The 22,279-nt window shown below is 57.8% G+C and carries 21 protein-coding genes and 1 tRNA gene; 7 read left to right on the top strand and 15 right to left on the bottom strand.

Annotated elements, in window-relative coordinates; genetic code table 11:
• Positions 1–110: 110 nt before the first annotated feature.
• Both HMPREF2888_RS12805 and HMPREF2888_RS00905 read right to left on the bottom strand, forming a co-directional pair.
• The gene (locus tag HMPREF2888_RS12805; protein ID WP_158510293.1) at positions 111–266 is read right to left on the bottom strand and encodes a hypothetical protein; all 156 of its coding nucleotides are present in this window, start codon (positions 264–266) and stop codon (positions 111–113) included.
• A 21-nt stretch (positions 267–287) separates the two neighbouring features.
• On the bottom strand, positions 288–491 hold the full coding sequence (locus HMPREF2888_RS00905) for a hypothetical protein (RefSeq protein ID WP_141741026.1): 204 nt from the start codon (positions 489–491) through the stop codon (positions 288–290).
• A 37-nt stretch (positions 492–528) separates the two neighbouring features.
• Here HMPREF2888_RS00905 and HMPREF2888_RS00900 point away from each other — a divergent pair, with 37 nt between their 5' ends.
• From HMPREF2888_RS00900 to HMPREF2888_RS00880, 5 genes are all read left to right on the top strand, one after another.
• Positions 529–1,341: an HNH endonuclease family protein gene (locus tag HMPREF2888_RS00900; RefSeq protein WP_061924348.1), complete on the top strand. Its 813-nt coding sequence runs from the start codon at positions 529–531 to the stop codon at positions 1,339–1,341.
• Between the two features lie 339 nt (positions 1,342–1,680).
• Positions 1,681–2,664: an ABC transporter permease gene (locus HMPREF2888_RS00895; RefSeq protein WP_061924351.1), complete on the top strand. Its 984-nt coding sequence runs from the start codon at positions 1,681–1,683 to the stop codon at positions 2,662–2,664.
• A complete protein-coding gene (locus HMPREF2888_RS00890) occupies positions 2,665–3,771 on the top strand; it encodes an ABC transporter permease (RefSeq protein WP_061924355.1) in 1,107 nt (368 codons plus the stop codon).
• Positions 3,768–5,672, top strand: coding sequence for an ABC transporter ATP-binding protein (locus HMPREF2888_RS00885; protein WP_061924358.1), 1,905 nt, complete (start codon positions 3,768–3,770; stop codon positions 5,670–5,672). Before HMPREF2888_RS00890 ends, HMPREF2888_RS00885 begins: the two co-directional genes overlap by 4 nt.
• Before the next feature lie 77 nt (positions 5,673–5,749).
• Entirely contained in the window at positions 5,750–7,423 is a 1,674-nt protein-coding gene (locus HMPREF2888_RS00880) for an ABC transporter family substrate-binding protein (RefSeq protein WP_061924361.1), read from the top strand.
• 82 nt (positions 7,424–7,505) lie between these two features.
• Here the strand turns inward: HMPREF2888_RS00880 and HMPREF2888_RS00875 are convergent, their stop codons facing one another.
• The 7 genes from HMPREF2888_RS00875 to HMPREF2888_RS00845 form a co-directional block, all read right to left on the bottom strand.
• Entirely contained in the window at positions 7,506–8,627 is a 1,122-nt protein-coding gene (locus tag HMPREF2888_RS00875; RefSeq protein WP_061924365.1) for an SPFH domain-containing protein, read from the bottom strand.
• A gap of 252 nt (positions 8,628–8,879) precedes the next feature.
• On the bottom strand, positions 8,880–10,124 hold the full coding sequence (locus HMPREF2888_RS00870) for an alpha/beta fold hydrolase (protein WP_061924368.1): 1,245 nt from the start codon (positions 10,122–10,124) through the stop codon (positions 8,880–8,882).
• Between the two features lie 68 nt (positions 10,125–10,192).
• The gene (gene pflA, locus HMPREF2888_RS00865; protein ID WP_061924371.1) at positions 10,193–11,062 is read right to left on the bottom strand and encodes a pyruvate formate-lyase-activating protein; all 870 of its coding nucleotides are present in this window, start codon (positions 11,060–11,062) and stop codon (positions 10,193–10,195) included.
• A gap of 3 nt (positions 11,063–11,065) precedes the next feature.
• Positions 11,066–11,317, bottom strand: a complete 252-nt coding sequence (gene grcA2 / locus HMPREF2888_RS13165; RefSeq protein WP_061924374.1) for an autonomous glycyl radical cofactor GrcA2 — start codon at positions 11,315–11,317, stop codon at positions 11,066–11,068.
• A 59-nt stretch (positions 11,318–11,376) separates the two neighbouring features.
• On the bottom strand, positions 11,377–13,467 hold the full coding sequence (gene pflB, locus HMPREF2888_RS00855) for a formate C-acetyltransferase (RefSeq protein WP_061924377.1): 2,091 nt from the start codon (positions 13,465–13,467) through the stop codon (positions 11,377–11,379).
• A gap of 500 nt (positions 13,468–13,967) precedes the next feature.
• Positions 13,968–16,130 (bottom strand): LamG-like jellyroll fold domain-containing protein, encoded by a 2,163-nt coding sequence (locus HMPREF2888_RS00850; protein WP_061924380.1) that lies wholly within the window; start codon positions 16,128–16,130, stop codon positions 13,968–13,970.
• A 593-nt stretch (positions 16,131–16,723) separates the two neighbouring features.
• A tRNA-Leu gene (locus HMPREF2888_RS00845) sits at positions 16,724–16,805 on the bottom strand.
• Positions 16,806–16,899: 94 nt separating this feature from the next.
• On the opposite strand from HMPREF2888_RS00845, the gene HMPREF2888_RS00840 reads away from it, so the two are divergent.
• Positions 16,900–17,313 carry a hypothetical protein gene (locus HMPREF2888_RS00840; protein ID WP_061924384.1) on the top strand — a complete coding sequence of 138 codons (414 nt, stop codon included), beginning with the start codon at positions 16,900–16,902 and terminating at the stop codon, positions 17,311–17,313.
• A gap of 11 nt (positions 17,314–17,324) precedes the next feature.
• Positions 17,325–17,669, top strand: a complete 345-nt coding sequence (locus HMPREF2888_RS00835) for a DUF3817 domain-containing protein (protein ID WP_061924386.1) — start codon at positions 17,325–17,327, stop codon at positions 17,667–17,669.
• Between the two features lie 54 nt (positions 17,670–17,723).
• Here HMPREF2888_RS00835 and rdgB read toward each other — a convergent pair whose 3' ends face one another.
• The 6 genes from rdgB to HMPREF2888_RS00805 all read right to left on the bottom strand — a co-directional run bounded on the left by rdgB (position 17,724) and on the right by HMPREF2888_RS00805 (position 22,277).
• Positions 17,724–18,326: an RdgB/HAM1 family non-canonical purine NTP pyrophosphatase gene (gene rdgB / locus HMPREF2888_RS00830; RefSeq protein WP_061924389.1), complete on the bottom strand. Its 603-nt coding sequence runs from the start codon at positions 18,324–18,326 to the stop codon at positions 17,724–17,726.
• Positions 18,320–19,048, bottom strand: coding sequence for a ribonuclease PH (gene rph, locus HMPREF2888_RS00825; RefSeq protein WP_061924392.1), 729 nt, complete (start codon positions 19,046–19,048; stop codon positions 18,320–18,322). The genes rdgB and rph overlap by 7 nt, the downstream gene beginning before the upstream one ends.
• Positions 19,049–19,061: 13 nt before the next feature.
• Entirely contained in the window at positions 19,062–19,829 is a 768-nt protein-coding gene (locus tag HMPREF2888_RS00820) for an MBL fold metallo-hydrolase (protein WP_061924395.1), read from the bottom strand.
• A gap of 80 nt (positions 19,830–19,909) precedes the next feature.
• Entirely contained in the window at positions 19,910–20,686 is a 777-nt protein-coding gene (gene murI / locus HMPREF2888_RS00815) for a glutamate racemase (RefSeq protein WP_061924398.1), read from the bottom strand.
• On the bottom strand, positions 20,687–21,328 hold the full coding sequence (locus HMPREF2888_RS00810; protein ID WP_061924401.1) for a rhomboid family intramembrane serine protease: 642 nt from the start codon (positions 21,326–21,328) through the stop codon (positions 20,687–20,689).
• A 13-nt stretch (positions 21,329–21,341) separates the two neighbouring features.
• On the bottom strand, positions 21,342–22,277 hold the full coding sequence (locus HMPREF2888_RS00805) for a P1 family peptidase (protein WP_201040747.1): 936 nt from the start codon (positions 22,275–22,277) through the stop codon (positions 21,342–21,344).
• Positions 22,278–22,279 lie beyond the last annotated feature (2 nt).

Raw genomic sequence — 22,279 nt, 5'->3', positions numbered from 1 at the left:
CGCTGGCACTTTCGCGGCGAATTTCACCCCCGTTTTGCGCGAACGACACACAAGAAGAGGGCTACCCCACAAGCTGGGGTGCCCTCCCTAAACCGCGGTCCTAAAGGTTTTTATCCTTTCCCAGGGCTAAGCACACCAACCTGGGCGGCGGCGAGATCGTCTGCGAGTGGCTCGAGGACCTCTTCCGCCTGCAGATTGGGAAGCCAGGCATAGCCCTGGCCTGAAAATGACAGCGCGAAGGGTTCGCCGTCTAGGTGGTTGACCAAGCGTTCGCCTGTGAAATGCGGCTAGAAATCACCCAAGAACTGGGAAACTAGCTCTTCAGCACGCTTTAGTTCCACGCGCGATTGGCCCCGGCGCACGCCTTCCCCGGCAGGACCTTCGGGCTCTACCTCTGCATAAATCTCGCATGCACTCGCCGGAACCACAAGCGCACTGCGGACAATCCCGCGCTGTTGCGTGTATTCATCAAAGAACCTATCGATACTCATTACCGGCGCCAGTCTAGCCGCTAAAATCATCCCCATCATGGCAGCCCGCTCCCCTTTTCGCCCGTACTACATAGTCGGCATCCTCAACCTCATCGTCGTAGCTCTCGTCATCTTTGGCGCAACTCTCGACGCCCCGACTTCGTCCACCTCAGCGACTGCGCCCACAACCACTGCAAACGATAGTCTGGACAATATACCCAACAACCCCACGGCACCGGCTCCAGCAACAGCTTCAGACGCAGCTTCGGCAGCACCCGAACCCCCTGCGACACCTGCACCAAATCCAGCATCAGAACAGCTCAACGCTCTGCCGGTTAAGGGCCGCGCGCCAAAGACTGACTACGAACGTGAGCAGTTCGGGCAGGCGTGGTCTGACGATGTCACAGTGGAATTTGGCCACAACGGCTGCGATACGCGAAACGACATTCTGCGCCGTGACCTCGTAGATATCACGCTCAAAGAAAACACTCATGACTGCGTGGTCCTGACAGGTACGCTGCACGATCCCTATTCCGACACTGAGATCAGCTTCCAGCGCGGGCAAGGCACCTCCGAGTTGGTACAGATTGATCACATCGTGCCGCTTGCCGACGCCTGGCAAAAAGGCGCCCAAGAATGGTCACCAGAAAAGCGCCGCGACTTTGCCAACGACCCGCGCAACCTCCTCGCGGTCGACGGCCCACTTAATCAGCAGAAATCCGCAGGCGACGCAGCAACCTGGCTGCCGCCAAGCAAGGAATACCGCTGCACCTACGCGCAGAAAATCATTGAAGTTAAAGCTATCTACGGACTGTGGGTAACACAGGCCGAACATGACGCCCTAGCTAGCCAGCTAGCTACCTGCCCTTGAGCTACCCCCACATTCTACCTGCCATGAATCTGCATATTTTGCGCATAGTTTGACCCTAAAATAGGGCACACCTTTTAGACAATAAGCCTGTATGCCGCGGGAAACGTGAGCACCCAAGCAAAGCAACGGCCGATATCATGCCCTGGAATAAATACAATCCGGGGCTAATAAGTTTTACCCCCAAACTTTAAAAAATTGGGCAAATAGGCGGCCAACCCTTTTCCAATTTCCTAGTATCAACGTCAGCGAAATTGATAGCCAAGTCACATTTTCTCCCATGTGTGTCGAGGGACTCAAAGACGCAACTCTCAACTGTCGACTCTGCGAACGGAAAACCCGATGTTCAAATACATCCTGAAGAAGACCGCTAGCTGGTTGCTAGTTATCTTCCTCGCGACCAACATCGCTTACCTTCTCGCGGCCACATTCCTTGATCCGCGTTCCAATTACATTGGCCGTAACCCGCCTCTTCGGCCAGAAGAAATCTCCAATATCCTCCAGCCATTGGGCCTCGACCCAGAAACACCCCTCCTCGAGCGCTGGTGGAACTGGTTTAGTGGGATTTTGTTCCACTGGGACTGGGGCAGCTCCCCTTTGGGAGACCCAGTCAGCGCCCAAATCGGCCACCGTGCGCTCGTGTCTGCCCAGCTTCTCCTCCTAGCAACCGTGCTTTCTGTTGTCATCGGTGTTGCTTTGGGCGTCTACACCGCTGCGCGCCAGTACAAGGCTGCCGACCGCGTATGGCAGGGCATATCCATCATCACGATGAACACCCACGTCGTTGTCGCTTCTATCTTGGTGGTCGCAGGTGGCCTGTGGCTAAACCGTGTGACTGGGCACCGCATCGTCTACGTCACTGGCTCTGCTATTCCGGACACCACTGGTTTTATCCCCAAGCTGATCGACTACGCCCAGCACCTCATCCTGCCCACCATCGCCCTGGTCGTCATCAGCTACGCCGGCTACCACATGATGCAGCGCACTCTCCTGCTGGACAACCTCAATGCCGACTACGTTCGCACTGCCCGCGCGAAAGGGCTAACCCGTGCTCAAGCCATCCGCAAGCACGCACTAAGAACCTCGATCATCCCGGTGGCAACGTCAGTTGCTTTCTCTGTGCCTGGAATCTTCACTGGCGCGATCATGACCGAGCAGATCTTCGCGTGGAAAGGCATGGGCCAGTACTTCATCGAAACCATCAGCCGCAACGACGTCAACGGCACCACCGCGGTCGCCGCCTTCGGCGCAGTGATGATTGCATTCTCTGCAATTCTTGCTGACCTCGTCGTTGTAGCACTCGACCCACGAGTGAGGGTGAGCTAAATGTCCCCAGAGAAAAAGTCCACGACTCCTCGCGCTTCGGCACGCCACCCAGAACGCCATCGCCGCAACGACCTCGCTATCGACTCCGCGGCGGATAACCTCGGTGTTCGCCCACACACCGCCACGGCCGACTTCAGCATGGCCTCGGAGCCAAGCGCCCAATCTGCACTGGCTTCCGGTGTTGACGTCGATGACGCCCAACGCCGCCAATTCACAGGCAACGACGGAGACGAAAAGGAAGAGGTATTCCGCGGCACGTCGAAGCTGAAGCTGTACACGCGGCGCTTCTTCCGCAACAAGTTCGCTTTAATCGGCGCAATCATCTTCCTGCTTCTAACCTTGCTGTCTCTTTTCGGCGGCCTTGTTGCCAAGTGGCCTTTCGACGAGCCTGACTTCTTGAACCTCGCCACAGGGCCTTCGCCGGAGCACTGGTTTGGCACCACCGATTCCGGCAACGACCTCTTCGCCCAAACCGTGCACGGTCTGGGCCGATCGCTCATCATCGCGTTGGTCGTCTCCATTGCCACGACCGTCCTTTCGGCACTCATCGGCGCGGCCGCAGCCATGTACGGCGGACACATCGAAAAGGCGATTCTGGCTATTATCCACTTCTTGCTCGCCATCCCGACCTTCCTGCTCATCGCCCTCGTGGTGGCAGACTCCGGCGGCGACTGGAAGCTGCTCATCGTGGTCCTCATCGCCTTTGGCTGGATGTACCCCGCCCGTGTTATTTGGGCGATGGCGCTGTCCGTGCGCGAAAACGACTACGTGCGAGCGGCCGACTACATGGGCGTATCGCGCTTTCGCACCATCGTTCGCCACATCGTGCCCAACATCGGATCGCTGCTCATCATCCAGTTCGCACTGGGCGTCGTGAGCACCGTCATGTCAGAAACAGCACTGTCCTTCTTGGGTTTGGGCGTGAAGCTTCCCGACGTCTCTTTGGGCACGCTGCTTTCCGTCGGCGCCAACGCCGTCGAATCTTCGCCTTGGCAGTTCTACTTCCCAGCGGGCGTGCTGACCCTACTCACTGTGTCCATGGCATTCATCGCGGATGGCCTGCGCGATGCCATTGACCCCAACTCGAACTCCGGAGGCCGAGCATGACAACGCCTACTACCCCATTGCTGCAAGTCCGCGACCTCGCCGTCACCTTCCCTTCTGAGGCAGGTTCGGTCCACGCCGTGCGTGGCGTCAACTTCGATCTTCTGCCTGGCCGCACCCTCGCCATTGTCGGTGAGTCCGGCTCCGGCAAATCTGTGACCTCCATGGCGGTGATGGGCTTGCTGCCTGAATACGCCAAGGTGGAAGGCTCCGTAAAATTCAAGGGTACTGAGCTCATCGGAATGTCCGACAAAAAGATGTCCGAAATCCGTGGCCAAGACATCGCCATGATTTTCCAGGATCCACTCTCTTCGCTGACTCCCGTCTTTTCCATCGGTGACCAGCTCAAGGAAGCCATCCAGATTCACCGCTCACTATCGGATAAGGAAGCCGAGCAAGAGGCCATCCGCCTTCTGGATTTGGTGGGTATCCCTGAGCCTGAAAAGCGCATCAAGTCCTTCCCGCATGAATTCTCCGGCGGTATGCGCCAGCGCGTGGTCATCGCTATCGCGATGGCCAACAACCCCAAAGTCATCATCGCCGACGAGCCAACCACCGCTCTCGACGTCACCATCCAAGCGCAGATTCTTGAGGTGCTCAAGGTCGCCCAACGCGAAACCGGAGCAGCGGTCATCATGATTACCCACGACATGGGCGTTGTGGCGGGCACTGCTGACGATGTCCTCGTAATGTACGCTGGCCGCGCCGTCGAATATGGCGACGTAGACACCATCTTTACCAACCCCAAGATGCCTTACACAGTGGGACTACTCGGTTCTACCCCGCGCGTGGACAAGTCAAGCGACGAGCCGCTGGTGCCCATCAACGGCACCCCGCCGCGCCTAATCGAGATTGTGCCGGAATGCTCGTTTGCTGCCCGCTGCCCCGTGGCACAGGAAGGCTGCTGGAAGCAGGAGCCTGAATTGCGCGCGCTTGACGACGCCCCGCAGCACGCCGCTGCTTGCCTGCGTTCCGATGAGATCAATCAGGGCAGCATCGGTGGCGAGCGAATGTACCCGCTGCCACAGATTTCCCCCGATGCCCTAGGCGATACCCCGTATGACGAGCGCCCCGTGACCCTAGAGGTAGAAAACCTCGTCAAGGAATTCCCGCTCATCAAGGGCGCCATCCTCAAGCGTCGCGTGGGCACCGTGCATGCGGTCAACAACATCAGCTTCACAGTGCACCAGGGCGAGTGCTTCGCCATCGTGGGCGAATCCGGTTCCGGCAAGACCACCACCCTGCTGGAAATCATGGATCTTAACCCACCTAAGGGTTCCACCATCGTTGTTAACGGCACCGACACCTCCGGTCTTAGCAGCTCAGCTCGCCGCAGCCTGCGTAAAGACATCCAGATCGTCTTCCAGGACCCAATGAGCTCGCTGAACCCGCGCATGACAATCCGCGAGATCATCGCGGAACCACTGGAATCGTTGGGTTACGAAGGCGACGTCGGCAAGCGTGTGAGCGAGCTAATGAAGCTCGTCGGCTTGGAATCTCATCAAGTAGACCGCTTCCCGGGGCACTTCTCTGGCGGTCAGCGTCAGCGCATCGGCCTGGCCCGCGCACTGGCTACAAGCCCGTCAATCATCGTCCTCGACGAGCCTGTTTCTGCTCTGGACGTGTCCATCCAGGCCGGCATCATCAATCTGCTGCATGACCTGAAGAACCGCCTGGGCATCTCCCTGGTCTTCGTAGCTCACGACCTATCCGTGGTGCGCAATCTTTCCGACAAAGTCGCCGTCATGTACAAGGGCGACTTCGTGGAATACGGCGCCACCGACGAGGTCTTCGATAACCCGCAGCACGCATATACCAAGGCGCTGCTGTCCGCTATCCCTATCCCGGATCCTGCCGTGGAACGCAACCGCAAGCGGGTGATCTACGAGGAACATGCCTCCTAGAAACCCCACGCTCGACCTAAAACTTAATATTTCATCTCTTTGTAATTCCTCCCCCTCTCACAAGGAAGATTCGAACCATGAACCTTAAGCTCCGTAATGCTACTTTGGCGGTCATCACTGCCTCCGCTCTCGTCATCTCCGGCTGCTCTAGCAGCGATTCAGGCTCCTCGGGCGAAGCCATCGACGTCAAGCTCAACGGTTCCTACAACCCAAAGGACCGCTCCGAGCTGAAGGAAGGCGGCGAACTTCGCCTGGCACTGGATGAGATTTCCCAGCAGGAAAACCCATTCCAGGCTGACGGCACCCGGTATACCAGCGATGTGTGGAAGTACTACAACCCGCAAATCGGGCTTTTCGACGGCTCCGGTGAGTTCCACCCCAACAACGACTACATCACCGACATCAAAGAAGAGGAGAAGGACGGCAAGACCGTCATCACCTACACCATCCATGACAAGGCCCAGTACAACGACGGCACGCCGATTGACTGGAAGTCCTTCGAGCACACCTGGAAGTACAACAACGGCGAGGACGAGTCCCTCAATGTCTCCAGCACCGAAGGTTACGAGCTCATCGAATCTGTGACCAAGGGCAAGACCGACAAGCAAGCTGTGGTCACCTACAAGCATGCATACCCATGGTGGCAGGGCCTGTTCAACTTCTTGCTTCCTCCGCAGGTCGACTCCGCAGAGAAGTTCAACAAGGCATACCTGGGCAAGCTGCGCCCAGAGTGGGGTGCTGGCCCGTTCAAGGTCGACAACGTCGACTTCGTCGGTGGCACGGTTTCCTTCGTGCCAAACGAAAAGTGGTGGGGTGACAAGCCATTCCTGGACAAAGTCACCTACCGCCAGATGGAAGACCAAGCTTCCATCAATGCCTTCAAGGCAGGCGAAATCGACGCCACCGGCGTGGGCAATAAGGATCGCCTAGCTGCGGTTAAGGACATGAATGACATTGAGATCCGCACCGCAATGATGCCTTCTAACTCCCTGATTGTTTTGAACTCTGGCAACGAGATGCTGAAGGACATCAAGGTCCGCGAGGCAGTGTTGACCGGCATCGATCGCTCCCAGTTGGCAGCCATTCGCTTCAACGGTCTCAACGGTTACAAGGAAGAGCTGCCGGGCTCCCTCAACCTCTATCAGACCCAGAAGGGCTACGAGGACAACGTTGGTGCCGTCGTGAAGTTCGACGCCGAAAAGGCCAAGTCGCTGCTGGAAGAAGCCGGCTGGAAGGAAGGAGCCGACGGAATCCGCGAGAAGAGCGGCAAGAAGCTCTCGCTGCGCTATACCCTGCTAGGTGACAGCGTCATTAGCAAAGCAATGGCCACCGCAACGCAGAAGATGCTCAAGGACATCGGAATCGATCTGAAGGTCGAAGAGCGTCCTTCCTCCGACTTCTCGGAGATCGCCACCAAGAAGGATTTCGATATCTTCCCGATGGGGTTCACCGCCGGCGATCCATTCGGCATCGCGTACTTTGGTCAGGTCTACCGCTCCGACTCCGAGCTGAACAAGTCCGGCACCGGTACCCCGGAGATGGATAAGAAGATCGAAGAGCTGGCCAAGATCGCAGATCCTGACGAGCAGATCAAGAAGGGCAACGAGCTGGAGCGTGAGGCTCTGTCCACCTATGGCATCATGCCTATCTACAACGGCCCGGCCATGGTCGCTACCAGCCCGAAGCTAGCTAACTTCGGTGCTGCTTCCTTCGCTGTACTCGAGGTCGAAGACATCGGCTACACCGAGTAAAGCCTCAGCCGCAAACAAAGCTGGCTCCACTCGTTGACAATGAGTCATTGAGTGGAGCCAGCTTTTTGTTTTAGTAATCGCCCTAGTTATCGCCCTTGAGCTGGTCACGCAGCTCGTCGAAATACTGGCGTGCCGTCTGCGGTGTATTGCTCTGTGGTGCACCGCCGGAGTACGGCGGCTGCTCAATAGCTTGCGCGCTCTGTTGGGCTTGCTGCTGCGCCTCGCGCGCCGCCTGCTGCGCGCGCTGCGCCTTCTGCGCACGCAGCTGCTCCAAGCGCTCGCGCTGCTCGCGGTCGAGCCCACCAGAGGCTTCGTTGTTAATAGCCTGAGTCGACAGCAGTACGTCGCGCATGCCGCCGAAGAGATCCTGCATGCCGCCTGGGTTGGACGGCATGTAAAGGACGTTAGTGTGAGAACGGTCGGCGACGTCGACCATCGCGTCCAGGTACTGGGAAACCAGCATCAGGGTCTCTGGGTTTTCCTGAACGCCAGCCGCACGCAGCATCTCGTACTGCTGCGCGATACCCTCGACAATTTCCTTACGCTGCTCAGCCACACCGCGACCCTGCAGCTTCTTTGCCTCAGCGGCGCCCTCGGCTTCTTTAACCACGCGAATCTTCTCCGCCTCAGCCTGTGCGATAGCCGCCTCGCGCTCACGCTGCGCAGCGTTAATGGAATTCATCGACTCGCGCACGCGGGTATCCGGACGAATATCGGTAACCAGGGTGTTTACGAAGTGCCAGCCATATGCAGCCATGTTATCGCGCAAAGAAATTGCGACGTTCTGCGCGATGGTGTCCTTGGATGAGAAGGAATCATCCAAGTCCATATTGGCAACCGAGGAACGAACGTTATCCTGCACGTAGGCCACGATCTGCTGTTCGTGGTTGGAGAGCATGTAGTAGGCCTCGCGCTCGCGGCCTTGAACAACCTCGTATTGAACGGCGACCGGAATCTGAACGAAGACGTTGTCCTTGGTCTTGGTCTCCACCATGACATCGAGCTGGCGCACCTGCAGGCTGATCTTGTCGCGCACGCGATCAACCCACGGCAGCTTGAAGTGCAGGCCAGCGTGCGCCACGGTGACGAACTTGCCTAGGCGCTCCACGATGGCCGCCTCTCGCGTGCGGACAATGAAATAACCATCAAAAATGGTCAAAACAATCGCCAGCAGAACAACGCCAACAACAATCATTCCGATCATTGGTTCTTCCTCTCGTTCAATTCCTCATTCAATTCTTGATTTACTCCTCACCTTTCCACACCTTGAATAAGTGCGCGAGTAGAAAAGAAGAAACTTAATGAAACTGCTACCGAATAAGACAAGGGGCTATGCAGCGAGCGCCAAGTCCGCCGTCTGCTTTCCGTCTTCCACTCTATGCAGCGTCGTGCCGACACCGCCAGGCGCAGGAACTGATCGACGACCGACCGGGGCCGGCCGACGCAAACGGACGTTCTAGTGGTCATCAACCAAGTGGAAAAGGTCGCCCAGAATGCCCTCGCCGTCGTGGCTGATTCCGTTGTGTTGGAACTTGTTAGTCACCATTGGGCGCAGGTCACGGTAGGCGCTAGCGGTCTGCATCGCCTCTTCGAAGGGCACGAAGATGTCATCCAGATAGACAGCTGCGGCGGCCTGCACCTCAGCGTTGCCCAATACCGCGGCGTCGTAAGGCGCAGCATCCCACTCAAACTGCGCCAACGCTTCTGCCGAATCCTTGAACGCATGCAGCGCCGGATCCTCATCGAACTGCCACGGGAAGATGTGCTCGCCTGTCAGCCACGTGCCTGACTCGGCAAACTCCGGGAACTCCTCGCGCACGCGGTGCGCCGCCCAGCCCGTGACGTGCTGGCCGCCCACACTGCCATAAATGGATTCGTGGATGGCCGCATACAATGGCCCACCCTGGAAGCTCACGCGAGCACCAACCTCGTGGAGGAAATCGGAGCGCAAGTGCTTCTCCCCACCCACGGTGCGGAAAGGCTCCTCAAGCAGGTAGCCCAGGGAATCGAATCCGGAGCCGCGGCCCAGCTCGATGCCGATGGTGCGGAAGCGAAGCGAGCTCAAGCGCTCCCCAGTAGGCAAAACCTCCTGCGAGTTGTCCAGGTGATCGATGATTTCCGCGATGCGCTGCTGCGCGAAAGGTACGTAGTCGAAGAAGCGCTGTTGGCGCACTTTGAGCTTGGTGAACGTGGAACGGTAAAGATCGTCTGCGCCCTTGTCCAAGGTCGGTAGGCCGCCGGTCAGGAAGGCCTTGTCCACTGACTCGGGGAACAAGGAGACATAGCTCGTGATGCAGAATCCGCCAAAGGACTGGCCGAACAAAGACCACTTGTCGATGCCAAGGTACTCACGCAGCCGCTCCGCATCGCGCACGATGTTGTCCTGGCGCAGTAGTTTAAGGCGATCGACGCTTAAGTCGGCGGCGTCGGAAAGCTCATCAATGCGATAGCTGCGCCCCGTGCCACGCTGGTCCATCAAGATCCAGCGAAACCGCTCCAAGCCCTTCCCAATAACGCCCGTCGGCCCCAGTGGACGCGGGGCTGGGAAGCCTGGCCCGCCCTGGTTATAGAGAATGGCGGGCTTATCCGGGTCACCGATTTCGCGGGCATAGAGCTCAAACGTGCCCTGTTGCGGGTCGTTGTAGTCCCAAGGGACGGAAAGTGTGTGCTCTTTTACTGGATATCCGAAACGGCGAGTCATGGATAAAAGTTTAGCGCTGTACCAAACGGCACAGCGCTAAAAACTTTTCTTATTCAGGGAACACTCGTTTAGTAAACGGTGAAGCCCTTGTCGCGGAAGACGTCACGAATTGCTTCGATATCCTCCGGCTTTGGCGGCTTCGTATCCTCAAGGGTGTACGGATAGCCCAGTTCATGCCACTTATCAGCACCCATGTTGTGGAACGGAAGCACCTCGATACGCTCGACGTTGTTGCTCCAACGCCCCACGATCTTGGCGACGTTTCGCACATTTTCCGGGGAATCCGTCAGGCCTGGAACCACCACGAAGCGGATCCACACCGGCTTACCCATCGCCGACAGTCGGTCACCGAAATCGATGGTTGGCTGCAGCTCGCGGCGAGTGACCTTTTTGTAGGTTTCTTCGTCGCCAGACTTGACGTCGAGAAGCACAAGATCGATGTTTTCCAGGTCTTCGTCCCGCAGGCGCGTACCCAAAAAGCCCGAGGTATCGATGGTGGTATGGATACCCGCATCGTGGACTTCCTTGAGCACGCGGCGCGTGAACGCAATCTGGAACAACGGCTCGCCACCTGAGATGGTCAGACCGCCACCGGAAGTCTTGAAGATGGGCTTGTAGCGCTTGATGCGCTTGACGACGTCCTCGATGCGCTCGAGGGTGCCCACCTTCATCTCCATGGTGTCTGGGTTGTGGCAATACTGACAGCGCAGTGGGCAACCGGACATGAACATCGTCATGCGGGTACCTGGACCATCGACGGAGGTCACCAGCTCCCAGGAGTGCACCAAGGCGATATCGCCAGTACGGCGTGCCTCCATGAGCTCCGGGCGCTTGATCTCGTCGAGGGAGTTATCGGTACCTAGGCCGGCGGCCGCACCGCGCACCTTCTCGCCCGCTTGGGGGTCGAGGTGCACGACTCCAGTAATGCCATCAGCCATTTTTTATGAACCCTGGTGGAAGGTACGGGAGATAACGTCGAGCTGCTGCTCCTTGGTCAGCTTGACGAAGTTAACTGCGTAGCCAGAAACACGGACGGTCAGGTTCGGGTACTTCTCTGGGTGCTCGACAGCGTCCTCGAGGGTTGCCTTGTCCAGAACGTTGATGTTTGCGTGGTACAGGCCCGCGTTCATCTGGTGCTCGTCGCGGTTAGCCTTCATGTCTGCCAAGCGCTCGTCGAAAGTTGGGGTTGCCATGGTGATACTCCTTGAAGTGAGTTGAGGTTGAATGGGGGAAACTTGATTGCCGGGGTGGCTTACTTGGACTCCATGATGAAGCCTGCGTCCAGCACGCCCACCAGGTTGTCGATGCGCTCCTCCGGAGTGCGGCCGAGACCAGACGGGGTGATGGTGTTGGTCAGCGAGATGCCGTCCAACGCATCCTTGTAGTCCAGCTTGCCCACCGACAGCATGGAAGCGACCATGCCGTGGCTGTCAGCGCCGTTCTCTGGGTTTGCGCCCGGCGCGAACGGGGTGCCTGCCTTGTGGCCGGATGGGAAAGCACCGGTTGCCTTGCCGTAGACCACGTTGGAGGTAATGGTCAGAACGGACTGGGTTGGAATTGCGTTGCGGTACATCGGGATGGCCTTAATCTTATCCATCACGGTGTGGACGATGGTTGCGGCGATGTCGTCGGCGCGGTCATCATCGTTGCCGTAGAACGGGAAGTCGCCCTCGGTCTTGTAGTCAACGATGAGGCCGGACTCGTCACGGACCGGGTACACCTTGGCGTACTTGATGGCGGACAGGGAGTCAGCCACGATGGACAGGCCAGCGATGCCGCAGCCCATGGAGCGAACGATGTTGGAATCGTGCAGCGCCATCTCGACTGCCTCGTAAGCGTACCTATCGTGGCAGTAGTGGATGATGTTCAGAGCCTCGACGTAGGTGCCGACTACCCAGTCGAGCATCTCCTCGTACTTCTTCCAAACCTCGTCGAAGTCGAGCGGGCCGTCGCCCTGGATAGCGTCGTAGCCCTCAACAACCTGCTTGCCGGTAACCTCGTCGCGGCCGCCGTTGATGGCGTAGAGCAGGGCCTTTGCAGCGTTGACGCGAGCGCCGAAGAACTGCATCTGCTTGCCAACTTCCATCGGGGAAACACAGCAAGCAATCGCTGCGTCGTCGCCCCACTGCTCACGAATCTGCCTATCAGACTCGTACTGAATGGAAGAAGTGGTGATCGAGATGTGAGCACAGAACTTCTTGTAGCCCTCTGGCAGTGCTGGGTCCCAGAAAATGGTGATGTTTGGCTCTGGTGACGGGCCAAGGTTGACCAGGGTCTGCAGCAGACGGAAGGAGGTCTTGGTGACCATGTGGCGGCCGTCATTGCCGAAACCAGCGTCAGACCAAGTTGCCCAGTATGGGTCGCCGGAGAAGATCTGGTCGTAGTCCTCGGTGCGCAGGAAGCGAACGATGCGCAGCTTCAGAACGAGATGGTCGATGATTTCCTGTGCGTCCTCTTCGGTGATGATACCGGCTGCGAGGTCGCGCTCGAAGTAGCAGTCGAAGAATGCAGACAGGCGGCCGATGGACATTGCGGCGCCGTCCTGGGACTTGATGGAAGCCAAGTAGCCGAAGTAGGTCCACTGAACAGCTTCGTGAGCAGTCTTTGCAGGACCGGAGATGTCGAAGCCGTAGGACTGAGCCATGGCCTTGAGCTTCTTCAGAGCCTTGATCTGCTCTGCATGCTCCTCGCGGTAGCGTGCCCAGTGTTCGCTGAATCCGAGCTCGCCGACCTCATGCTTCTTAGCGTCCTTCTCGGCAATCAGGTAGTCGACACCGTAGAGAGCCACGCGGCGGTAGTCACCGATGATGCGGCCGCGACCGTATGCGTCAGGCAGACCGGTGATGATGTGTGATGATCGAGCCGCACGAATACGTGGGGTGTAGATATCGAAGACGGCGTCGTTGTGGGTCTTGCGGTAGCGGGTGAAGATCTTCTTGATGTCTTCCTCCGGCTCCTTGCCTGCCTCACGGATGGCCTGCTCAACCATGCGCCAGCCGCCGTTTGGCATCATGGCACGCTTGAGCGGAGTGTCGGTCTGCAAGCCGACGATGACGTCGTCATCCTCAGAGATGTAGCCGGCCGGGAAAGCATCGATGTCGGTTGGGGTGTGGGTGTCGACATCGAAAATGCGCTTTTGGCGCTCTACTGACAGGTAGTCCTTTTCGAGGGTGTCCCACGTGCGCTGGGTCTTTTCGGTTGGGCCCGCGAGGAAGGAAGCGTCTCCATCGTACGGAGTGTAGTTGCGCTGGATGAAGTCCCGGACGTTGATGCCTTCAGTCCATGGACCAGGCTCGAATCCTTTCCAGGCTTCAAACTGCAGCGGTTGCGTTGCGGTGGTCACGATTGTGACTCCCTTCTTGTTTGACACATTTCATTCAAGTGATTCGGGGCGCCTTGCCGCTGTTTCCTGTCACTGTGTTCCGTACGTTTCCTAGCGGAAACTTTGGTCTCACCCTTAAGCGACGAGCGCCTCTTGTCTCCAATTTTAGGAGCCGTGACTGCACCCTCCTACTTGAGCAATTGTGCAACAGAGCACATCCGCGTTTATTCGATGCCCACGCAGGTCATCAATTTCATAAAAGACGGACATACCGTTTAGATCGGGGGTAAATTGCCCCCGATCGTAAGCTTCCCCACAACGCATTGATAGCTTTTTTATCAGCAATTTCCGAATTACCTGCCGATCGGAAGAAAACCATTGTTGCGAATTTCTATAGCTAAACACCAGCTCAGATTCTTAATGCACATAGTGTTTATTTACTTCAGTAACAGGATAAATCGGGCACAAAATCACATTCTGCGCCCGATTGTTTCCACTTCCGATCGCGATTTTCGCAAGCTTTAGAAAGGCAAGCGTGGCAGCGGAATTCCCAGTGTTCGGCTCAAGAAATTCGCCAGCGCAAAGCCTCCACCGACTACCGCCAAAAGGCCCACCAACACCGCGGCTAGGACGCCGCCGCTACTCGACGCCCCGCTCGACAGGCCCGCCGTAGAGCCAGTGGAAGACCCGGCTGCCGATCCCGAAGCCGATCCCGAAGCCGACCCGGTAGTAGATGCACCAGCATCATGATCCCGAGCAGTTAGCCACTGTTCCTTATCCAGCACGCCGCTGCTCAGACGGGTCTCGCCGATCCAGCCGTACCACGGGTCTTGTGGGTGGCCTTCTCCGCGGCCTGCGCCCATTACCCACTGCAGGTCACGCGGCAACAGCCCCTCCGCTCCCTTGGCATTACGCAAAATCGGCGCACCGTTGATGAACATCTCCACGGTGTCCTTTTCTGGGTCGTTGACCACAGCAATGTGCATCCACTCGTCCTTCGGCACCTCGTGCGACCACACAGTCGAGCCGCTTCCTTCTTCCGGCTCTGCCCACCAGCGCAACTCCCGCAGGTTCGACACACCGAACATCACGGTGGGATCAGTATCCGTCGAGCCCGGTACCAACTTGGAAATCTGCGAATCCCGCGAAATCGCACTGCCCCAGCCATGCTTTTCGCCATCAAAGTCCTCCGGCAGCTTCACAAAAGACTCAAAGGTATAGCCCGAATCGGAATCAAAGCGATTAATAGCTGCATCCTTGGCCGACTTAAACTCCGCAGTCGTAGGTTTGCCGGCCGGGTCAGCCCAATAAAGCGAGCCGCTATCCGACGACAATGGGTGATGGTCCGAGCTATACGTCACCCGGTCTGCGCCAACGACGCCGCCTTCACGATGCAAGTCACCCTCACCCGCAATATCCGGAATGATGGTGCCAGCGCCGGCAGGTGCGCCGTCGTTAAGCGCTGCACCTTCCTTGTCCATTGCCTCACCTGGACGCCAATGGAAGACAGTGTTGTCATTTTTCACAAAGTCATCCGGACCCTGCGGAAGCTCATCGGCCTTAATTTCGTATGGCCGATAACCGGCAGACACGATATCGCGCGCCTCCTGCGCCAAATCGCCATTGTTTTCATCACCGACCTGGAACTGCGGGTCAAAATCAGCGAAGCGTTCCGCGAAATTGAACGGAATCTTGTAACTATCGCCCTTGCCCTCCAAAATCAGCTCATCGAATTGCGTGAGTTCTTCCTGGGGCTTCTGCGCGACCCATGGCGAAAGCGCTGCCATCTCGAGTTCGTTGCCGGTGAGATCAAACTCAAGGACGCCCAAAAGGCCGTTTCCGCCCTGATAGGCCATCTGATAATCCTGCAAGATAGCTACAACATCGTGTCCGTAGTCGTTCTTGTCCACTCGGTAGCCTGCGCCATGGTGATGACCACCCATGGTGAGGAAAATCTGGTCGTTTTTACTGATGAAATCGTCCCACAAGTGCTTGCCATAATCGTCTGAATAGAAAACCTCACCGGAGCCATCAATGTTCAAGACCTCATGGGTAGTCAGGATTACCGGAAGGTCAGGGTGTTCATCGATAGCCTGCTGCGCCCAATCCAGCACCTCGTTGTTGGCGCGCCATGCAAGGGCCAAGACCAAATACTCTTGGCCTTCGGCTTCAAAAATGTGGTACTCGGAATCAGAATCGACCCCAGTGAAGCGTTCCTGGAACGTCGAGTTGGCCTCCTTGGCGCGGTCAGCCCCAAACCACTGGTTGAAAGGCTGGTAGGAAGCATCGCCGGTCAAGTCGTGATTGCCAGGAAGGATGGAGTAGTTAAGATCCGACTGGTCGAGCGTACGCATCGCCTCGTCGGCGACCTTCCACTCCCCTTCCACATCAGACTGGTCCACGACATCGCCCAAGTGAGTAGCAAACTGCATATTTAGGGCGTCTTTGTTTTCCGCAAGCCATTCGGTTTGCGCCCGATAAGGCTCACTTCCGTAGCGCTCCTGCGCGAGGTTGCCAGTCTCAGGGGTGGAATAGCGAGAGTAGAACTGCGTATCGGGAAGCACGCCGAGTGTAAAGCGTGAGCCTTCCGAAGCAGACTGCGCCAGCGCATGTGGGGCAACGAGGCTGCTTGCGCACAGCGAAGAGATAACAAGAATGCCGATTTTACGATGCGAGAGGACCATGAATTTTCTCCGTTTGAGATTCCGGGGGACCTCAAGAGCCTAAGAAACTTAGGTTGCGAAAGTATTACCTTCACGTGAAATGTTGGGCTAAGTAGCAAAAAGTGTGTCTGATTCCAAGCATTGGTGCTGGCCAGAATATATAAATGCTTGGTTTGTTTCATCGAATACGAAATAGGCCAGGTTAGATAGCGAAATACCGCTTTCGATGTGAGTCTGTGGTAGTCCACAGCATCCGACTCTTAGAAGCCGTGAATACAACTTCATTGTCGCGGGGGTTCATCAGAGCGGAATGCAACGGTTTAGATTAGCTACCTGCAGCGCATTGCAGGTGGAACGCTTAAAGGCTTCATACCGGCCCTCTACGCCGCCTCAAACGAGGCGCACACAAACTGGTATGTGCGATCTCCGAGGCGCGCACCTTGTGCTCACAACGATGGAAGCCACGTAGCCCCTAGGAGGCTTTATGCCCGGAGATACGTACCCACGACACGCCGTAGCGGACACACTTTTTGCTACTTAGCCCGAAATGTTCATGGCGCCAAGAAATAAGCCCTGAACGGCAAAAAGCCTCCGTGTGACACGGAGGCTAAGCGTGCGCCCGGAGAGACTTGAACTCTCACGTCATAAGACACTAGAACCTAAATCTAGCGCGTCTGCCAATTCCGCCACGGGCGCTTGCAACGAAAGTAGTTTACATGTTTTCTACGCCCACGCTAAAACTGGCGCACCCGAATCCAGTTTTTTGTTTGTGTTGAGTAGGCTGTTACGGGTGAGTAATAACAAAGCGCCAAAGCGGCAGAAGCTGAAAGTGCGATGGTGGCATATCGTCCTCATCGCGTTTTTCGTGGTGCTCTTTTTATTGCTCGCCTACTGGCAGTGGACGCGCTTCCGCTCCGGCTCCGGCACCTTCCAAAATTTAGGCTATGCCTTCCAATGGCCACTCTTCGCTGTCTTTGTGGTTTATGCGTATAAGACCGCCCTAGGTTATGAAAATGAGCGCATCGAGGCAGAGAACGAAGCCGCCGAAATGGGTGTCACGGACTACCAGCACCAAGCAAAGTCCGAGCAAGGCGAAGTCACTAAGATCGATGAGGACTTCTTGCCGCAGCGCCCGCAGATGGACGTAGAAACTTTTAACGCCTTAAACCAACAGCGCCGCAGGCGTGGCGACGACCAGAATTAGAAAGTAGGGCCATGACTAACCAAGTTCACCCAGACCGTAAGGCCCGCATCCGCGGCCCACTCAAGTTCTTTTCCATCGCCGCAACCGTGACCGGTATCTTCCTACTTCTCTTGGTTGCGCGCATGGTTCTCGAGTACGTCGTCGGCGTGGAGATTCCGCACTGGGGCCTCTACATTGCCCAGGCCCACGGCGTGGCTTACATGATTTACTTGCTTTCGATTCTCATCCTCGGCCCGCGTGCGCTGTGGCCAGCAGGCAAGCTCATCACCACTGCCCTAGCCGGCGTTGTGCCTTTCCTATCTTTCTGGATGGAATACAAGCGACGCCGCGAAGTCACCGAGCAATTCCAGCTTTAGTCCAGAAGCAGAAGGCCCAGCATCTGCTGGGCCTCAAGTGTATCCGGGGTAAAGCTACGCCAGCTTGGCGATGACGCTAGTAAGCTGCGCCAGCGCACGCCCGCGGTGGGAAACCGCGTTCTTTTCCTCCGGGCTCATTTGTGCCGAGGAGCGCTGCTCGCCCTCCGGCTGGAAAAGCGGGTCATAGCCGAAGCCATTCTCGCCCTTTGGTGCGCGCAGCAGCATTCCTGGCCACCGGCCCTCAGCTACGTGTTCCGCGCCGTCTGGCGTGACCAATGCGCACACGGAGACAAAGGCGGCTTGGCGTCGTTCGTCGGGAACATCAGCCATCTGTGCGAGAAGCAGCTCGTTGTTGGCTTGGTCATCGCCGTGCTGACCAGACCAGCGCGCGGAGAGCACGCCCGGCATTCCATTGAGCTCTTCGACGGCGATACCCGAGTCATCCGCAATCGTGGCGATACCAGTATTGGCAACGCCAGCACGGGCCTTAATCAGTGCGTTATCGGCAAACGTGCGTCCGTCCTCCACCGGTTCGTCATACGCCGGCACAGCGGAAAGCGGTAGCAACTCGACGCCTTCGATTCCCGCGTCTGCGAGGATGCGTTCGAGCTCGCCAAGTTTCTTCTTATTATTCGATGCGACGAGAAGCTTTACCATCCCAAAGCAGCCTTCTGCGCAGCAATCAGCTCGGTGCAGCCCTTCTGGGCCACATCCAGCATGGAGTTCAGCTCAGCGCGGCCGAACAAGCCGTGCTCGCCGGTGCCCTGAATCTCCACGAAGTCGCCGCCTTCCTGCATCACCACGTTCAGGTCGACCTCCGCGCGGGAATCTTCTTCATAAGGCAGGTCGAGGCAAATCTCGCCATCGATGATGCCCACGGATACCGCGGCGATTGGGTCCAGCAGCGGCTCGCCGGGCACGACGCCCTCGGACTTCAGGTACTCGATAGCATCTGCCAAGGCCACGTACGCACCGGTAATCGAAGCCGTGCGGGTACCGCCGTCTGCCTGCAGAACGTCGCAGTCGAGCTGGATGGTGTTCTCGCCCAGCTCGGAAAGGTCCACGGCAGCGCGCAGAGAGCGCCCGACCAAGCGGGAAATCTCGTGAGTACGGCCCTTGACTTTGCCCTTCATGGACTCGCGAGGCATGCGGTCGTGCGTGGCTGCCGGCAGCATCGAGTACTCAGCGGTCAACCAGCCCTCGCCGGAGTCCTTCTTAAAGCGCGGCACGCCAAACTCCACGGAGGCGGTACACATCACGCGGGTGTTGCCAAACTCGACGAGCACGGAACCTGCCGGGTTGGTGGTGAAGTTACGGGTAATACGCACGCTACGCATTTGGTCTAGCGCGCGACCATCAGCACGAGAAAAATCAGTCATGCACCCAAGGGTACTAGAGCTCGAACTCCATGCCCGGCGCGCCCAAGACGATCTCACCGTCGAACTCCGCCTGCGCTGCACGCAGGGTTTCTGAACTATCTCCCCATGGCTGGAGGTGGACGAGCACCAGCTTAGCGACGCCCGCCTCCCGCGCCACGCGGCCAGCCTCCGCGCCCGACATATGCATGTTAGGGGCCTTGCCTTCCGACGTCGCGCCCCATGCGGCCTCGCAGAGGAAGAGGTCGGCGTCGCGGGCAGCATCGACAAGCGCGGGGGTCGGGCAGGTATCGCCGGAGTAAGTAATGGTCTTACCGGTCTTCGCATGCTCCATGCGCAGCGAATACGTCTCCACTGGGTGGATCACCTTAAAGGGTGTCATATAGACGTCATCGATGAGCTGACTTTCACGGTCTATCCACGGGGAAAAGGCGAAGGTATCCGACATATCGTCGACGCCATCGACCTCGTCGGAGGAAAGACGACCCAAATGCTGTGGCGTATATGACGGCCCAAGGCAAAAATTGCGCGAAGGCGCAGGCGCCGTGGGATGGAAGCGACGCCAGACCATCAACGAGGGAAAGTCCATGCAGTGGTCGGCGTGAAGATGGCTAAATGCGACATGCGCATTGCAGGGGTCTTGGGCTTCTTGTAGGCGCGCCAAAGTTCCAGGACCCATATCCATCACGATTGATGGCGCATCAGGAAAGGACACCAGATACCCAGAGGCGGCGTTTCCCGGGACTGGGACGGAGCCGGAACAGCCAAGAATCGTCAGCTTCATGTGTCCAATAGTTCCACGAAACCTTCCCGATTGCTGGGATTGGGGTGAAAAAGACGTGAAACCGTGTCACGCGCGGTAGGTCACAATTGCGGGCCTAAGAAGCGGGAAGCCAAACGCGAAAAGGTCTCTGGGTCACCGGTTGATTCGAATTTACGGATCGGAGTGGCGTCTTCCGGCGCCAGCATGTCGGTTTCAGTAAGGATACGCATCACGTCCTTGGCCGTTTCTTCTGCAGAGGAAACGAGGGTGACGGACTCACCCATAGCCAACTGGATGACGCCAGTGAGCAGTGGGTAATGTGTGCAGCCGAGCACCAGGGTGTCGACGCCCGCGGACTGCAGCGGTGCGAGGTAGCCCTCAGCGACGCCGAGGATCTGGCGGCCGGCAGTAATCCCCCGTTCTACAAAACCTACAAAGTCCGGACACGCCACCGCATGCGCCTCGACGTGTGGGTTGACAGCGAAAAGGTCTTGATAGGCACCAGAGTTCACGGTGCCCTCAGTACCGATAACGCCGATTTTGCCATTGCGCGTAGTAGCGATGGCGCGTCGGACTGCCGGGCGGATGACCTCAACAACCGGGATGTCATAGCGCTCGCGAGCATCGTGCAAGAAGGCCGCCGTGGCGGTATTGCAAGCGATGACGATCATCTTGCAGCCGCGTTCTACGAGTTCATCTGCAATGGCGGTAGATAGCTCGCGCACCTCAGCGATGGGACGCGGGCCGTACGGCGAATGCGCAGTATCTCCAATGTAGATGATGGACTCGTTGGGCAGCTGCTCAATGATCGTTCGCGCAACCGTGAGTCCGCCCACGCCGGAATCGAAAATACCGATCGGGGATGCAGCGGATGCCATTTACTTCTTCGCCACCTTCACTGGGTCGTCGGAAGTGATAATCATACCCGCAGCGATACCACCGATCGCGCCGAAGAGGTGCCCTTGCCACGAGACTCCCTCATAGACCGGCAGCACGCCCCACACCAAGCCCGAATAAGCAAAACCGAGGAATACGCCCAATGCCGTTTGGGCGAAAGAACGGTTAAACAGGCCACGTACGATGAGATAGCTCAGCCAGCCATAAACCAAAGAAGAAGCACCGATGTGCGAGGTACCAGGCCCGCCGAGGAGCCAAGTGCCAATGCCGGCAATCAGCACCGTGATGATCGTGACCTCCCACCAGGCTTTCCGGCCAGAAAGACCAATGAGGAAGCAAAAGATAGCGCCCGGCACCGAATTGCCGATGAGATGCTCAAAGTTCGCGTGCAGCAACGGCGCCGTAAAGATGCCCCAGATACCGTTGAAATCCAACGGGTGGATGCCGTAGTTGGCCAAGTTGCCATTAAAAAGCACGTAGTTGACCAACTGCACGGCCCATTCCACAATCAAAAAGGCCACGGCAATCCCCAGGCCTGTGCGGATGCGCCCGCCGCGCGTGTAATTTTTTGAATCGCCACGATTTTTCAAAACGGTAGAACGCGAGGAATCACCTGAAGTCATAATGGCAATAACTTTAGTCCAGCATAGAGCTATAAGCCTCTAAGCCCAGGCCAGGGGCCGCTTTCACGATTGCCTCGACGATCGCTCGTTCGACAACCTCCGCCGCAGCATCGCACAGCGCCGCTTGCGTCGCGGTATCAACCCCACCGTTTTCTGTGGCAGTCGACAGCGCGAAAAGCGTGTCCCCGTCCAACGGCGAATGCGCCGGGCGCACTGCCCGAGCGATACCGTCATGTCCCACCATGGCCAAGCGCTTGGCTTGAGCCTTGGTCACCGGGGCGTCGCAAAACACTGCCCCAATCGTGGTGTTGAGCTTGGACTCCGCGGGGTGCTGCAGCTGGCTGAAACGCGCGACGTCGATAGGCGCGGCATGCGGTGCACCAAACAGGCGCCCAGTCTCTGCGTCCACAACGTTGCCCACGGGGTTCGCTACCACCAGGGCGCCAACCGTAAACTGCCCCATCGGCGTGCGCACCTGCTGCTCCGTCAAGCCCAAACCGCCGCGGAGCTTGCCAGCAGTAGCGCCCACACCAGCGCCTACGCTGCCCGTCGAATCATCATGTTCCGCAATAGCGCGCCGCACCGCCTCCGCACCATCAGATGCTGTGGGGCACTCAGCACCAACAAGGAGATCGAAAATCACCGCCGCCGGCACAATCGGCACACGCGGACCAGGCTTGTCCTCACCCAGCACCGGGAAACCGATGCCTTGGGAAGCTAGCTCGTTCATCACGCCGTCGGCAGCCGCGAGCCCAAACGCAGAACCGCCAGCCAAAGTGATGGCATGCACGCGCTCAACGGTGTTGTGTGGCTCGAGGAGATCCGTCTCCCGCGTGCCTGGGCCGCCGCCACGAACGTCGACGCTCGCGAGCGCGCCTTCAGCGCCGCAATACAAAACCGTGACGCCAGTGTCATGCCTGCTGACATGGCCAATGGAGATAAGCGCCATGA

The sequence above is a fragment of the Corynebacterium sp. HMSC077D03 genome (assembly GCF_001808545.1).
GTDB lineage: Bacteria > Actinomycetota > Actinomycetes > Mycobacteriales > Mycobacteriaceae > Corynebacterium > Corynebacterium simulans.
The sequence above is the reverse complement of the archived record's forward strand: the minus strand, read 5'-3'. Positions and strand labels throughout refer to the sequence as shown.